The following is a 13,915-nucleotide window of genomic DNA, read 5'->3' as shown; positions in this document are numbered from 1 at the left end:
CCGGCCTCCTCGGGGAACTGCCTGACGGGCAACCGCTCCGGGTTGGGGGCGCTGGCTGGCCGTCCTCTACGTGGTAAGCCCGAGGCTACTCCCGCCGCCCCTTGCAGGCCAGAGCCGCGTGCCGGCGTCGGACGTCATGCCCATGGAGAGGTCGTACTCGTCCTCGATGTGGAAGAGCCGCCGGTCCCCAATACGGTCTATGACCCAGATGGTCCGGCCGTCGGCGGTCCGTTCGTCCACCCTCCCGCTGTAGTGCTCATAGCCCTGCCGGCCCAGGGTTACCAAGTCCCCAGGCTCCAGGGATGACCACGTTGCTTCGCGGACGCTGCGGGCAGCCCGGGTTTCGAAGGCAGGAATGGCCCGGTTGTCTTTCATGTGCACGTGCTCCTTGCTGACCGGCAGCTGGCGCCAGTGCCAGCAGGCGGTCGTGGAAATGGGTGTGGTTGAGTAAGGGCCCAGTTCCGCTGGAACTGGGCCCTTACTGTGAGCGGTGCTGCTAGGCGCTGATCCCGGCTGCTTCAGGATCGGAGGTGAGGTCCTCCACCGCCTTCTCCATGTGGCGTTGAATGGCACGCTGGAGTCCCTGCCGGTCACCTGCTTCCAGGTGGTCGAGGATCTTCTGGTGTTCCTGCACCAGGACGTCGATGCGCGGATACGCCACTTCCAGCCCGAGGATACACATGCGGGATTCGGCCGCGAGCGTCTCATAAATCCGGATCAGGCGGGTGTTGCCGGTGCCGGACACGAACGTGGTGTGGAACTGCATGTCCAGCCGGGCGAGGGCCTGCCAGTCGGAGGCCTTCACCTGCTTGGCCATGTTCTTGATAATGGCCTTGAGTTCCCGGACGGTGGTTGCAATCTGCTCCGGGCCTGAGTCGAGGAGGGTGTGGGCGGCAGCAAGTTCCACCGCCTCGCGGACGGCATAGATTTCCTTTACGTCAGCCGCCGTCAGTTCCAGCACGAAAACCCCGCGGTTGCGCTTGCTGACCAGGATGCCCTCCTGGCAGAGCCGCTGCAGTGCTTCGCGCAGCGGGCCCCGGGAGGTGTTGAGCTGGCTGGCCAAAGCAGATTCGTTGACCTGCTGCCCGGGCCTGAACGCCCCCTGGACGATGAGCTCCCGCAACTGGTCGGCGATCAGTTGCGCCGTGGGGCGACCCTCCAGTACGAATGTTGCCTCCGGTGCCGCCATTGACATCCCCTCATTCCATGAATCGGCAGATTGCAGTTTATTAGAACGCTATTGCTGTGTACTTGTACTCGAGGAATTCATCGATTCCCACTTTCCCGCCCTCGCGGCCCAAGCCTGATTGCTTGATGCCACCGAAGGGTGCGGTGGGGTTGGAGACGATGCCGGTGTTGATTCCCACCATTCCGACCTCGAGTTCGGTTGAGAAGCGCGTGGCCTTTTCCAGGCTCTCGGTAAAGACGTAGCCCACCAGGCCCCATTCCGTGTCATTGGCCAGTCGGAGGACCTCGTCCTCGCTGTCAAAGGGAGTGATGGCTGCGACCGGCCCGAAGATCTCCGTGCTCATCAGGGCCGCGTCCCGGGGGACGTCCGTCAGGACCGTCGGTGTGAAGAAGTATCCGGGACCCTCCGGCCGGGTTCCGCCGGTCAGCAGCCGGGCCCCCTTTGCTGTTGCATCGGCGACGAGGCTTTCAACCTTGTCGAGCCCCTTCTGTTCGATCAATGGTCCGACGTCGGTGCCCGCCACGGCACCGTTGCCCACCTGCAATTCTGACATCTTCTTGGCGAACTTCTCGCCGAACTCCTCCACGACGGACCGGTGGACGTAGAAGCGGTTGGCGGCGGTGCAGGCTTCGCCCATGTTCCGCATCTTCGCCTTCATGGCACCATCCACGGCCTTTTCGATATCAGCGTCGGCCAGGACGATGAAGGGTGCGTTGCCGCCCAGTTCCATGGAGGACCGCATGACATTGTCGGCGGCCTGCCGGAGGAGGACCTTGCCCACCTCGGTGGAGCCGGTGAAGCTGATCTTCCGGGCAATGCCACTGTCCGTCCAGGTCCGCACCACACTGGAAGCCGAGGACGTGGTGACCACGTTGAGGACGCCGTCGGGAAGTCCGGCCTCTTTGAAGATGGCCACCAGGGCCAGCGATGTGAGCGGCGTCAGCTCGGCCGGCTTGAAGACCATGGTGCAGCCTGCCGCGATGGCCGGTGCTATCTTCCGGGCGCCCATGGCCAGGGGGAAGTTCCACGGGGTGACCAGCACCGAGGGGCCCACCGGCTCCTTGGTGATCTGGATGCGTGTGGTTCCGTCCACTGACACGGTGCTGTCGCCGCCGATGCGCACAGCTTCTTCCGAGAACCAGCGGAGCATTTCGGCCCCGTAGGCCACCTCGCCCCGGGCTTCGGCCAGCGGCTTCCCCATTTCCGCGGTCATGATGGCGGCGAGCCGTTCGGTGTTGGCGATGACCATTTCGAAGGCGCGGCGGAGGATGTCCGCACGCTGGCGCGGGGTTGACCTGCCCCAGGCCGCCTGGGCACGGCCGGCTGCCTCGATGGCCCGCGCGGCGTCATCGGGCCCGCCGTCGGCCACCTGGGCAATGACTTCGTTGGTGGCGGGGTTTTCCACCGCGAAGGTGTCGCCGTCCGCGGCCTGCTGCCAGGTGCCGTCGATGAACAGGTTGGTGTGAAGGCTGTTGGGATCAAAGGATGTGTTCATGATGATCTTTCAGTGATCAAGGCGGACTAGGAGGTGGCTGTCTTGAGGGCCTGGGTGAACCTGGCCAGGCCGGCCTGGATTTCGTCGCTGGTGACATTGAGGGCCGGGATGAGGCGGATGACGTTGCCGTGCGGGCCGCAGGTCAGGAGGAGGAGTTCTTCCTTGATGGCCGCCTGCTGGACGGCCAGCGCGGTGGCGGGGTCCGGGGTGTTGCCGTCGGCGGTGAACTCGACGCCCTGCATCAGGCCACGGCCGCGGACGTTGCCGATGCCGGAGAACTCGGACTGCAGCTTGTCGAGCCCGGCGCGCAGTTCGTCCCCGCGAAGCAGCGCATTTTCCACCAGGTTCTCGCGCCGGATGACGCCGAGGGTGGCGACGCCGGCCGCGGCTGCCACGGCATTCCCGCCGTACGTCCCGCCTTGGGAACCGGGCCATGCCTTGCCCATCAGTTCCGCGGAGGCGGCAATTGCCGAGATGGGGAATCCGCTCGCGAGGCCCTTGGCCGTGATGACGACGTCCGGCAGGATGCCTGCCCAGTCGTGGCCCCAGAACTTGCCGGTGCGCCCGACGCCGGCCTGGACCTCGTCGAGGATGAGCACGATGCCGTGCCGGTCGGCGCGCTCGCGGAGGCCCTGGAGGAACCCGACGGGCGTGGGGATGTAGCCGCCGTCGCCAAGGACGGGCTCGATGATGAAGGCAGCGGTATCGGCCGGGTGGCTGGCGGTGAGGAGCAGGTGGTCGAGTTCCTTCAGGGCGAACTCCACCGCCGTTGCCTCGTCCCAGCCGTAGCGGTACCAGTGCGGGAAGGGCGCCACGTGCACGCCGCTCATCAGCGGCGAGAATCCGGACCGGAACTTTGATCCGGCCGTGGTCAGGGAGGCTGCGGCAACAGTCCGTCCGTGGAAACCGCCCTGGAAGGATATGATGTTCGGCCGGCCGGTTGCCATGCGGGCCAGCCTGACGGAGGCTTCCACGGCTTCGGATCCGGACGTGGCATAAAAGACGCTGTCCAGCCCCTGGGGCAGGACGCCACCCAGCAGTTCCGTGAGTTCCAGCAGCGGCTGGTGCATCACGGTGGTGTACTGGGCGTGCACAATCTTGCCCACCTGCTCGCGGGCCGCGGCCACGACATCAGGGTGGCAGTGGCCTGTGCTGGTGACGCCGATACCGGTAGTGAAGTCGAGATACTTCTTACCGTCGGTGGCGTGGATCCAGCTGCCGGACGCGTGGTCGACGATGACAGGCGTCGCCTGCTTCAGGATGGGGCTGAGGGTTGCCATGGGTTGGTACTTTCTTGATAACTGTAGATTGTCAACAATAAACGGATGGTGGGTCGGGCCGCAAGTTCTTTCCTGCTGCGCTACTGGGCGAAACGTTCCGGCCGGACGAAGTCCAAGCCATCGAAGGTGCGTTTTCCAAGGGCTTCGTGCGCGGCGATCTCGCCGAAGCCGGTGGCGTTCTTGAAGCCGGCGCCGGAGAATCCGGTGGCGCAGTAAATCCTGCTGCGGTCGGCCAGCCTGCCCAGCAGGGGGTGTCCGTCCATGGTGTAGAGGTCGGGGAACGCGTCGGAGCGGACGATGTTGGGGAACAGGCCGGGGAAGAACTCCGTGACGGTTTCCATGGTCTCGGTGATTTCCGCGGCGGTGAGTTCCCTGGGTACTGAGTCGGCCTGGGGTGTGGGCGAGCTGCGGCCGTCCAGCGTGGCTTTGACGGTGACTCCGTCCACCGCGGGTGCGCCGTACATGGAGCGGTTTCCGGAGATGCGGATGAAAATGGGGAACTTCTCGGGTGAGAACTGGGCCGCGTCCCGGGCAACGAACCAGGTCAGGTAGTTCCGTCGGGTTTCCGTGGCCGTTTTCAGGTAGTCCGGCATGAGGCGTCGGGACCAGCCCCCGGAGGCGATGATGACGTTCTCGTAGGTCCAGGTCTTTTCGCCCGAGGCGATGATAACGCCGTCGGTGGTTTCGGTGATGCTGTCGATGGGGGTGTCGGTATGGATCGTTGCGCCGTTGGCCTGGGCGGCTTCGATGGCGGCCGTGACGGCGCGGTCGGTCCGCAGGGCGCCGGCGTGGGGGTCGTAGACGGCGATGTCGTCCGGGCGGAGGTTGTGCTGGGGATAGCGTGCGGCCATGTCCTCGCGGCTGAGGATGACGTGCTCGGCCCCGTTGGTCCGGGTGGTTTCAAGCAGTGCGGTGAGGTAGGGCCCGTCCTTGGTGCCGATGGACAGCCCGCCGCAGCGGGTGAGGATGTCCTGGCCGGTTTCTGCTTCGAGTTCGGCCCAGAGCTGCCGTGACCGTTCCAGGATGGGGTAGTAGTTGGGGTTGCCGCGGTAGAGCATGCGGAAGAGGCGGGTGTCCCCGCCCACGGCGCTGCGGCCGTGGGCGGGTGAGTGTGCTTCAAATCCGACGACGGCGTCGGTCAGTCGGGAGGCCTGCCACAGGGCCATGGATCCGATGCTGCCAAGGCCGATGACGGCGAGTTTTCCGTCCATGGCTTAAAGGACCTTTTCGAGGAAGGATCGGGTACGGGGTTCCTGGGGGTTGGAGAGGACTTCGCGGGCGTCACCGCGTTCGATGATGTAGCCGTCGTCCATGAAGACCAGGGAGTCCGCCACTTCGCGGGCGAAACCCATTTCGTGGGTGACCACCACCATGGTCATGCCCTTCTTGGCGAGGTCCTTCATGACGGCGAGGACTTCGCCCACCTTTTCCGGATCCAGGGCGGAGGTGGGTTCGTCGAAGAGCATGATCTCGGGGTCCATGGCCAGGGACCGGGCGATAGCGACGCGCTGTTGCTGGCCGCCGGAGAGCTGGGCGGGGTAATAGTCCCCGAAGCCGGCCAGGCCGACGCTGGCGAGGAGTTCATGCGCCCGTTTGGCTGACTGCTTCTTGTCGGCGTGCTTGACCAGGACGGGGCCGGACATGACGTTCTCGTGCGCGGTCATGTTCGGGAAGAGGTTGAAGGACTGGAAGACCATGCCAACCCGGGTGCGCTGCTCTGCGAGTTTCTTGGGCGGCAGGGCGTGGTAGGCGGTAGCGGTTTCGTAGTAGCCGAAGTCTTCGCCGTTGACTTTCAGGACTCCGGAGTCGACGGTTTCCAGGCCGTTGATGCAGCGCAGGATGGTGGACTTGCCCGAGCCGGAAGGCCCGATAATGCAGCAGATTTCACCGCTGGCGATCTCGAGGTTGATGTCCTTGAGGACTGTTTTGGGTCCAAAGGACTTACGGATTTTCTGGGCAACGATCGTGCCGTCGTGGCTCATCGGGCCGCACCTTCCGGATCAGTGAGCACGACCGGTTTGGCTTTGCGGGGAAGCCTGGAGGTCGCGCGCGAATATTTCTGTTCGAGCTTGGACTGCGGGTAGCTCAGTAGCAGGGTCATGACCAGGTACCAGAGGCTGGCGACGATCAGCAGCGGGATGGTTTCGTAGGTGCGGGCGTAGATGAGCTGCGCGCTTTGGAGCAGTTCGGCGACACCCAGCACGCTGACGAGGGACGTTCCCTTGAACATGCCGATGACCTGGTTGCCGGTGGCCGGGATGATGGAGGGCATGGCCTGCGGGATGATGACCTTGCGCATCCTGGTGCCGGCGCTCATGCCGAGGGAGTCCGCGGCTTCGATCTGTCCTTTCCCGACAGAGGAGAACCCGCCGCGGATGATCTCGGCCATGTAGGCGGCCTCGTTGAGCGTCAGGCCCACGAGGGCCGCGGTGATCGGGCCCATGATCGCGTTCGTGTCGACGGCCATCCCGATGTCCGTGAACGGGATGCCGATCCTCAGGTCCGGATACAGGGCGGAAATGTTGAACCAGAAAATCAGTTGCACCAGGACCGGGGTGCCCCGGAACAGCGTGATGTAGAGCCCGGCAGCGATGGAAACCGGCTTCACATGCGAGGAACGCATGACCGCCAGGGCCAACCCGAGGAGCGTGCCCAGGGCCATGCTCGCAACCGTGAGGAAGATCGTCAGCATGAGCCCGCGGAGGATCGACTCGGCGAAGAAGTACTTGCCGACGACGTGCCACTTGAAGTTGGGGTTGGTCAGGACGGAGGTGAGGATTCCGATACCGGCGAGGATGCTGAAGATCCATCCGGCGTACTCGGCCCGGGTCCGAAGCCGAAGCCGGGGCTTCAGCGCTGCATCGATGCTGCCCATCGTTGTTTCACTTCCTTTTGTGATAACTGTGGCCATGGGGCGCCCCGCTAGTTCAACTTGGCGTCGGTGATGGCGCCGGACTCCAGTCCCCAGGTTTCGAGGGACTCCTTGTACTCCGGGGTCTCCAAAACTGACTGGATGGCCTTCTGCAGCGCCGGGGTCAACGGTGAGCCCTTCTTTACGCCAATCGCGGTCACGTCGCTCGAGCCAACGTTGACCCTGCCCAGGAGGGTGAAGGAGTCCGGCTGCTGCTTCTGCGCCCATCCCAGGGACGTGGTGTCATACAGGACGCCGTCGATCCGCTTGGAGTGCAGCTGGGTCAGGGCCTCCTGGACGTTGGGCAGCGTCACGGCGTTGATCTCCGGCTGTCCCTTGGACGTGCAGGTCTGCTCGCTCAGGGCCGGCAGGCGCTTAAGCTGGCCCGTGGACCCCTGGGTCACGGCGATGTTCTTCCCGCACAGGGTCTCCATCGTGAGGTTCAGCGGGTTCCCGGCCGCTACGGCCACCGAGTTGCCGGCCTTGAAGTAATCAATCATGTCCAGGACCTTCAGCCGTTCCTCTGTCTTGGACATCGTGGTGGCAGTGAAGTCAAAACGGCCGCCGTCCAGGCCCGGGACGATCGTGTCGAACTTCGTGTCCACGAACTTCAGGTCCAAATCCAGCTTCTTCGCAACAAGCCGGGCCACGTCCGGGTTCAGCCCGATAGGGGTCTGGTTGTCCTCGGCGAGGAAGGTGGTGGGCGGGTAGTGCAGGTCCATCGCCACCGTAAGCTCACCCTTGTCCTTGTAGGACTGCGGCAGCAAGGCGACGGCGTCCGCATCAGGCTGGACGCCTTCCGAGATGTCGGTGGTGTTGTTGGTCAGCGACTTCGTCTCTTCGCTTGTGGAACTGACTCCGGCCGCACCACCACAGGCGCTCAGGGCCAGTACAGCGGCGAGCCCTACGGCCGCGGTCTGCAGTTTGTTAATGGTCTTCATGGGATGTCTTCCTTTGAGGATTCGAGCCGGGGGACTGCGGTGTCGCCACGGGATGTGGAATGTGAATTGGCGCCTTGTGCAAGGGAGCAAAGGGAACGCGTGGAGCGGCGTCTTCAGTTCGGGTCAGGCCGTGTTTGTGATCCGTGTCTCTTCGGCCTCTAAAGCAATGCAACCGCTTCAAGAGTAGATTGTCAACAATTCACAGCAACAAATTTTTGGGAACGGGCGAGTTTGGGCGGCGAGTCTGCAGACGCGAAAAGTTGTTGACAATTTACAATTTGGCGGCCTACAGTCGACGTATCGGGCAGGAGATCTTCCGGCTTGCGCCAGTACTTCCCTGCCGCATGAACGTCCCCAACTTCACTGCTCCCAAGGGATGCCCGCCCCAACCTCCTGATCAAGAACGGAACAGAACATGGCAGAGACCAACTTCCGGCCGAAGTACATCTCGTTTGATGTCTATGGCACGCTTATCAACTTCGACATCGATCCCACCACCCGCCGCCTGCTCGACGGCCGCATCTCCGAAGAGCAGTGGCCCACCTTCAAGAAGCAGTTCCGCGGGTACCGGTTCGATGAGGTCCTTGGAAACTACAAGCCCTACGAGCAGATCCTGCAGGATTCCTTTGACCGGGTGTGCAAGCGCTGGGGCATCGGACCAACCCCCGGTGCCGGAGCGGAGTTCGCCGAGGCTGTACGCGGCTGGGTTGCGCACGAGGACGTGCCGGCTCCGCTGAAGCTCATGGGCGACAACTACAAGCTGGTGGCCCTGTCCAACGCCGACACCAGCTTCCTGGACATCAGCATCCCGAAGCTCGGCGCCGATTTCCACGCCGTCTACACCGCCGAGCAGGCCCAGGCCTACAAGCCGCGCTACCAGGCCTTCGAGTACATGCTGGACACCCTGAACGCCAAGCCGGAGGACTTCCTGCACGTCTCCTCGCACACCCGGTACGACATCCACCCGATGCACGACCTGGGCTTCCGCAACCTCGTGGTGCTGGACCGCGGCTACGACCCCGTCACCACGGGCTATGACGTCTTCACCGTCAAGTCCCTGGACGAACTGAACAAGCACCTCGGTCTCTAAGCCGACGACGAGACGAAAGGCCACTTCCGTGAAACTCATTCCTTACTGGCTGGACACCGCCGAAGCTTCCGGAGACTACCGGCGTACACCGGTTCCCGAAGACGTTGATGTCGCCATCATCGGAGCCGGCTTCACCGGCCTGTCCGCTGCCCTGGAATTCGCCAAGCAGGGCGCGAGCGTTGCCGTCTTCGAACGCCACACCGTGGGGTGGGGCGCCTCCGGCCGTAACGGGGGAATGGCCACTACGGGCCTTGCCATCGGTTTCAGCACCGCGGTCAAACGCTACGGCGAGGCACGCGCGGTCGAGTACTTCCGCGAGTACAACGACGCCATCGAGACCATCGAGAAGACCGTCCACGACCACGCGATCGACTGCGACTTCCAGCGGTTCGGTAAGCTCTCCCTGGCCTTTCACGAGTCGCACAACGACGGTTTCCGGAAGTCCCAGGAGCTCCTAGCCAAGCTCGTGGACCACCACGTCGAGGTGATTCCGAAGTCCGAGATCCACTCCGAGATCGGCACCGATTTCTACAAGGGCGCCATGATGGACCCGCTCGGTGCGGGCCTGCACGTGGGCAAGTTCTCCCACGGTCTGGCCGGGGCGGCCGTCGGTACCGGCGCGGTGGTCTGCGAGGACGCGGGCGTGACCGAGCTCAAGCGCATCAACGGCACGGTGCACGACGTGCACACCACCCGCGGGATCACCCGGGCCAAGCAGGTCCTGGTGGCCACCAGCGGATACACGGGCAACATCACCCCGTGGATGCAGCGCCGCGTCATCCCGGTGGGCAGCTTCATCATCTGCACGGAGCCGCTGGCCGAAGACGTGGTCAACCGCATCCTGCCGAACCGGCGGATGGCCTCGGACAGCAAGATGCTCACGTACTACTTCCGCATCACTCCGGACAACCGGCTCCTGTTCGGCGGCCGCGCCCGCTTTGCCCTCTCCAGCCCCGACTCGGACGTTAAGAGCGCGGAGATCCTGCGCAAGGCCATGCTTGACCTGTTCCCCTACCTCTCCAACGCCAAGGTGGACTACATCTGGGGCGGCCTGGTGGACCTGTCCATGGACCAGATGGTCCACGCCGGCGAGCACGACGGGCTCTTCTACTCGCTCAACTACAGCGGCCACGGGGTTCAGATGGCCGCGCACATGGGCAAGCGGATGGCGCACTACATGGGCGGAGACAAGTCCGCCAACGTCTGGGCGGACCTGAAGAACCCGCCCGTGCCGGGCCACTTCGGCCCGCCGTGGTTCCTGCCGTTCATCGGCGCCGCCGCCAAGGTCATCGACCGGGTCAAATAAACCAAACCTCCCAGCCCGCCAACCTAAAGGGTTCCCATGCCAACAACACCGGTCGCTGAAGCGCGCCCAAAAAACACCGAGGAAACTGCCTTCAAGCGCACCCAGTTTGCCAACCTTCCGGGTGGTGCTTTTTTCGAGGGAAAGTGGCACAGCGCCGACATGACCCTGGAGGTCCGGGATCCCGAGGACGGCGTCCTGCTGGGGCGGGTGTGCAGCTCCACGTCGCAGGACGTGGAGCGCGCCATCGCCCATATCCACCGCCAGCTCCAGTGGGAGGACTGGCCCCTGCGCGACCGGCGGGAGGCGCTGGAGAAGGCTGTGGTGCTTCTGGGGGAGCAGGCGGAGCGGTTCGCCAACATCATCGCGGCGGAGAGCAGCAAGACCATCGGCGAAGCCGAGCGTGAGGTGCGCCGCTGCGCCGAAACCCTGCGGCTCTCCGCCGCCGCCTCCGGGGAGCTGCTGGGGGAGACCCTGGGGTTCGAGGACAGCATGGCCGGTGCGGGCAAGATCGGCTGGTACAGCCGGAAACCCGTGGGCATTGTCGCGGCCATCACGCCCTTCAACGATCCGCTGAACCTGGTGGCACACAAGCTGGGCCCTGCCCTGATCGGGGGCAACGGCGTCGTCCTTAAACCATCGCGGCGGACACCGCTCACTGGCCTTGCCCTGGTGAAGCTGCTGCTGGAGGCGGGTGTCCCGTCAGGGCGGATCGCGGCCATCGTGTCCGGTCCCGGCGTCTCCGAGGCGCTGGTGACCGATCCCCGTGTGGACCTGATTTCCTTTACCGGCGGCCCCGCGACGGCGGAGCGGATCGCCGCGGCAGCGGGCGGGAAGAAGATCCTCTCGGAGCTGGGCGGAAACAATGCCACGATCGTATGCGCGGACGCGGACGCTGAGGCTGCGGCCGAGGCGATTGTGGCCGGTGCCTTCGGGGTGGCGGGCCAGAACTGCCTGTCAGTGCAGCGGGTGTACGTGCACACGTCGCTGTTCGATTCCGTGCTGGAGCTTGTCACCGCGCGCACCAGGGAACTGAAGACCGGTCCCAAGCTGGACCGCGGCACGGACGTGGGGCCCCTCATTTCCGAGGCAGAGGCACGGCGGGTCGAGGAATGGGTGGAGGAAGCCAAGGCGGCCGGCGCCACTGTCCATGCAGGCGGGCAGCGGCGCGGCGCCTACTACCAACCGACGGTGCTCGCCGACGTGCCGTCCGCGTGCCGGGTGATCCGGGACGAAGTGTTCGGTCCGGTGGTGTCCATCCTGCCGTTTATCGAGGTGCAGGACGCGGTCTTTGCCGCGAACGCCACCGAGTACGGGCTGCAGGCCGGCGTCTTCACCCGGTCGATCGATCTGGCCCTGCAGATAGCAGAGAAACTGCACGTGGGCTCGGTAGTCATTAATGAAACGAGTGACGTGCGGATCGATTCTATGCCGTTCGGCGGCTTCAAGAAATCCGGTGTGGGCCGGGAAGGCGTCCGGCACGCCGTGCGGGAAATGACCGAACCCAAGAACACCATTATCAACATCGCGGGGGCACCCATGCAGCGGCAGCGCCCGGCGGCCACCCCGGAATGGAGCGCTTCATCATGACAGCACACAGCATTGCGGTGATCGCCGGCGACGGCATCGGCAAGGAGGTTGTCCCGGCTGCCATCGAGTGCCTGGAACGGATCGCGGAACTGCATTCCCTGGACCTGGAGTTCACGTACTTCGACTGGGGATCCGACTATTATCTCCGGCACGGCCGGATGATGCCGGTTGACGGCCTGGAACAGTTGGCCCGGCATGACGCGATCTTCCTGGGTGCCGTCGGCTCCCCGGAGGTGCCGGACACCGAGTCGCTGTGGGGGTTGCTGATCCCCATCCGCCGGGAGTTCCAGCAGTACATCAACCTCCGCCCGGTTAAAACGCTCGACGGCGTCAGGTCGCCGCTGGCGTCCAAGGAACCTATCGACATCCTCATCGTCCGGGAAAACAACGAGGGCGAGTATTCCGAGGTGGGCGGCCGCGCCTACCGCGGCCAGCCGCACGAGACCGCGGTGCAGGAAACGATCTTTACCCGCCAGGGCGTGTCCCGGGCAGCCCATTTCGCGGCGGCGCTCGCCTCCTCCCGCCGCGGCCTGCTGACTTCGGCAACCAAGAGCAACGGCATCATCCACACCATGCCGTTCTGGGACGAAGTGGTGGAGGTAACTGTCCGCCTCTACCCCGACGTGACCCTGGTCAGCGAGCTGGTGGATGCGCTGGCCGCCCACCTGGTGCTTAAACCGTGGACCCTGGACGTCATCGTTGCCTCCAACCTGCTGGGCGACATCCTCTCGGACCTGGGCAGCTCGGTCACCGGGTCCATCGGCCTGGCCCCGAGCGCCAACCTGAATCCGGATGGCGACTTCCCGTCCCTCTTCGAACCGGTCCACGGCTCGGCGCCGGACATCGCGGGCAAGGGACTGGCGAACCCCGTGGGCCAGATCTGGTCCGGTGCCATGATGCTCCAGCATCTGGGCCATCCGGAGGCTGCCGAACACCTCCAGCTGGCCTTCGAGTCGGCGCTCCGCGAGGGACTGGGCACCCGGGACGTGGGAGGCCCGTCCTCCACCGCGGAGTTCACGGCCGCCGTCCTTGCCGCCATCGACGTCTACCACGCACTGGACGCGATCGATGCACGGGTAACGGACGGGCCGGCGGCAGCACCGGCGTCGTCCTCATGACCGTGGCGGCCGGGGGCGCAAAGCCCGTTGTAGCAGTGCTGTATCGGGAAGCCCTGCCGCCGCGGCTGGCTGAGATCGAGGCGCTGGCCGAGGTCCGCCTGGCCAAGGCCGACGCCCTGGCCGGGGCGATGGACGGCGCCGATGTGCTGTACCAGTGGCACTCGTTTTCCCCGGCGCTGCGGGAGAACTGGGGTGCCGCGTCAACGCTGCGGTGGGTCCATGTGTCCGCCGCGGGGGTGAGCCAGCTGATGTTCGACGAACTGGTGCGCAGCAGGATCCAGTACACCAACTCCCGCGGCGTGCTGAGCCGGGCGATCGCGGAGTTTGCGCTTGGATTTGTGCTGGACCTGGCCAAGGATTCGCAGGGGTCCTTCCGGCGGCAGCAGGAGCAGCGGTGGGAGCACCGGACCAGCCGGAAGATCCAGGGCCAGCGTGCCCTGGTGGTGGGGACGGGGTCCATCGGGCGCGAAATCGCCTCGCTGTTCCGCGCCGTCGGCATGCAGGTCAGCGGTGCGGGCCGCAGCAGCCGGCCCGGCGACACGGATTTCGACGAGATCCACTCTTCGCAGGAGCTGGCCCGAATTGTCCCTATTTTTGACTACGTTGTCCTTGCCGCACCGCTGACCGGGCAGACCAGGGGACTCGTCGGTGCGGAAGCCCTGGCGGCCATGAAGCCCAGCGCCCACCTGATCAATGTGGGCCGGGGCGAACTGGTGGAGACGGATGCGCTGGTGGATGCGCTGGCGGCAGGATCAATTGCCGGCGCCGCGCTGGATGTTGTCCATCCCGAACCCCTGCCTGCGGGGCACCCGCTCTGGGCCCTGGAGAACGTGATCATCACGCCCCACATGAGCGGGGACACGGAGGATTACCTCGATGATCTCGGGGCGCTGTTCGTGGAGAACCTGAGGCGGTACTGCCAGGGCGAACCGCTGCAGAACGTGGTGGACAAGCAGTTGGGGTTCGTCGCGGCTTCCTGACAGAAGCTCCCACAAAAA

General features: G+C 64.9%; 13 protein-coding genes. 5 read left to right on the top strand and 8 right to left on the bottom strand.

Annotated features, from left to right (window positions below):
• Positions 1-66: 66 nt before the first annotated feature.
• From ACJJV6_RS05505 to ACJJV6_RS05470, 8 genes are all read right to left on the bottom strand, one after another.
• On the bottom strand, positions 67-375 hold the full coding sequence (locus ACJJV6_RS05505) for a hypothetical protein (protein ID WP_009356739.1): 309 nt from the start codon (positions 373-375) through the stop codon (positions 67-69).
• Between the two features lie 121 nt (positions 376-496).
• Complete coding sequence (locus ACJJV6_RS05500; RefSeq protein WP_152419512.1) at positions 497-1,195, bottom strand: GntR family transcriptional regulator; 699 nt, start codon at positions 1,193-1,195, stop codon at positions 497-499.
• Between the two features lie 34 nt (positions 1,196-1,229).
• A complete protein-coding gene (locus ACJJV6_RS05495) occupies positions 1,230-2,684 on the bottom strand; it encodes an NAD-dependent succinate-semialdehyde dehydrogenase (RefSeq protein ID WP_354175643.1) in 1,455 nt (484 codons plus the stop codon).
• 26 nt (positions 2,685-2,710) lie between these two features.
• A complete protein-coding gene (locus ACJJV6_RS05490; RefSeq protein WP_009356741.1) occupies positions 2,711-3,964 on the bottom strand; it encodes an aspartate aminotransferase family protein in 1,254 nt (417 codons plus the stop codon).
• An 80-nt stretch (positions 3,965-4,044) separates the two neighbouring features.
• Positions 4,045-5,175, bottom strand: coding sequence for an N-methyl-L-tryptophan oxidase (gene solA / locus ACJJV6_RS05485; protein ID WP_009356742.1), 1,131 nt, complete (start codon positions 5,173-5,175; stop codon positions 4,045-4,047).
• Positions 5,176-5,178: 3 nt separating this feature from the next.
• Complete coding sequence (locus ACJJV6_RS05480; protein WP_009356743.1) at positions 5,179-5,946, bottom strand: amino acid ABC transporter ATP-binding protein; 768 nt, start codon at positions 5,944-5,946, stop codon at positions 5,179-5,181.
• Positions 5,943-6,839: an amino acid ABC transporter permease gene (locus tag ACJJV6_RS05475; protein ID WP_009356744.1), complete on the bottom strand. Its 897-nt coding sequence runs from the start codon at positions 6,837-6,839 to the stop codon at positions 5,943-5,945. The genes ACJJV6_RS05480 and ACJJV6_RS05475 overlap by 4 nt, the downstream gene beginning before the upstream one ends.
• Before the next feature lie 47 nt (positions 6,840-6,886).
• Entirely contained in the window at positions 6,887-7,816 is a 930-nt protein-coding gene (locus ACJJV6_RS05470) for an ABC transporter substrate-binding protein (protein WP_009356745.1), read from the bottom strand.
• 415 nt (positions 7,817-8,231) lie between these two features.
• Between ACJJV6_RS05470 and ACJJV6_RS05465 the strand changes: the two genes are divergently transcribed.
• Genes ACJJV6_RS05465 through ACJJV6_RS05445 form a run of 5 tightly spaced genes read left to right on the top strand, consistent with a single transcriptional unit; the run spans position 8,232 to position 13,897 of the window.
• Positions 8,232-8,906, top strand: a complete 675-nt coding sequence (locus tag ACJJV6_RS05465) for a haloacid dehalogenase type II (RefSeq protein WP_009356746.1) — start codon at positions 8,232-8,234, stop codon at positions 8,904-8,906.
• Positions 8,907-8,934: 28 nt separating this feature from the next.
• Entirely contained in the window at positions 8,935-10,212 is a 1,278-nt protein-coding gene (locus ACJJV6_RS05460; RefSeq protein WP_009356747.1) for an FAD-binding oxidoreductase, read from the top strand.
• A 36-nt stretch (positions 10,213-10,248) separates the two neighbouring features.
• The gene (locus tag ACJJV6_RS05455; protein WP_354175639.1) at positions 10,249-11,799 is read left to right on the top strand and encodes an aldehyde dehydrogenase family protein; all 1,551 of its coding nucleotides are present in this window, start codon (positions 10,249-10,251) and stop codon (positions 11,797-11,799) included.
• Positions 11,796-12,917, top strand: coding sequence for a tartrate dehydrogenase (locus ACJJV6_RS05450; protein WP_009356748.1), 1,122 nt, complete (start codon positions 11,796-11,798; stop codon positions 12,915-12,917). The genes ACJJV6_RS05455 and ACJJV6_RS05450 overlap by 4 nt, the downstream gene beginning before the upstream one ends.
• A complete protein-coding gene (locus ACJJV6_RS05445) occupies positions 12,914-13,897 on the top strand; it encodes a D-2-hydroxyacid dehydrogenase (RefSeq protein ID WP_009356749.1) in 984 nt (327 codons plus the stop codon). The genes ACJJV6_RS05450 and ACJJV6_RS05445 overlap by 4 nt, the downstream gene beginning before the upstream one ends.
• Positions 13,898-13,915: the final 18 nt, after the last annotated feature.

This window comes from Arthrobacter nitrophenolicus (assembly GCF_045833485.1).
Taxonomy (GTDB): Bacteria; Actinomycetota; Actinomycetes; order Actinomycetales; family Micrococcaceae; genus Arthrobacter; species Arthrobacter nitrophenolicus.
The sequence above is the reverse complement of the archived record's forward strand: the minus strand, read 5'-3'. Positions and strand labels throughout refer to the sequence as shown.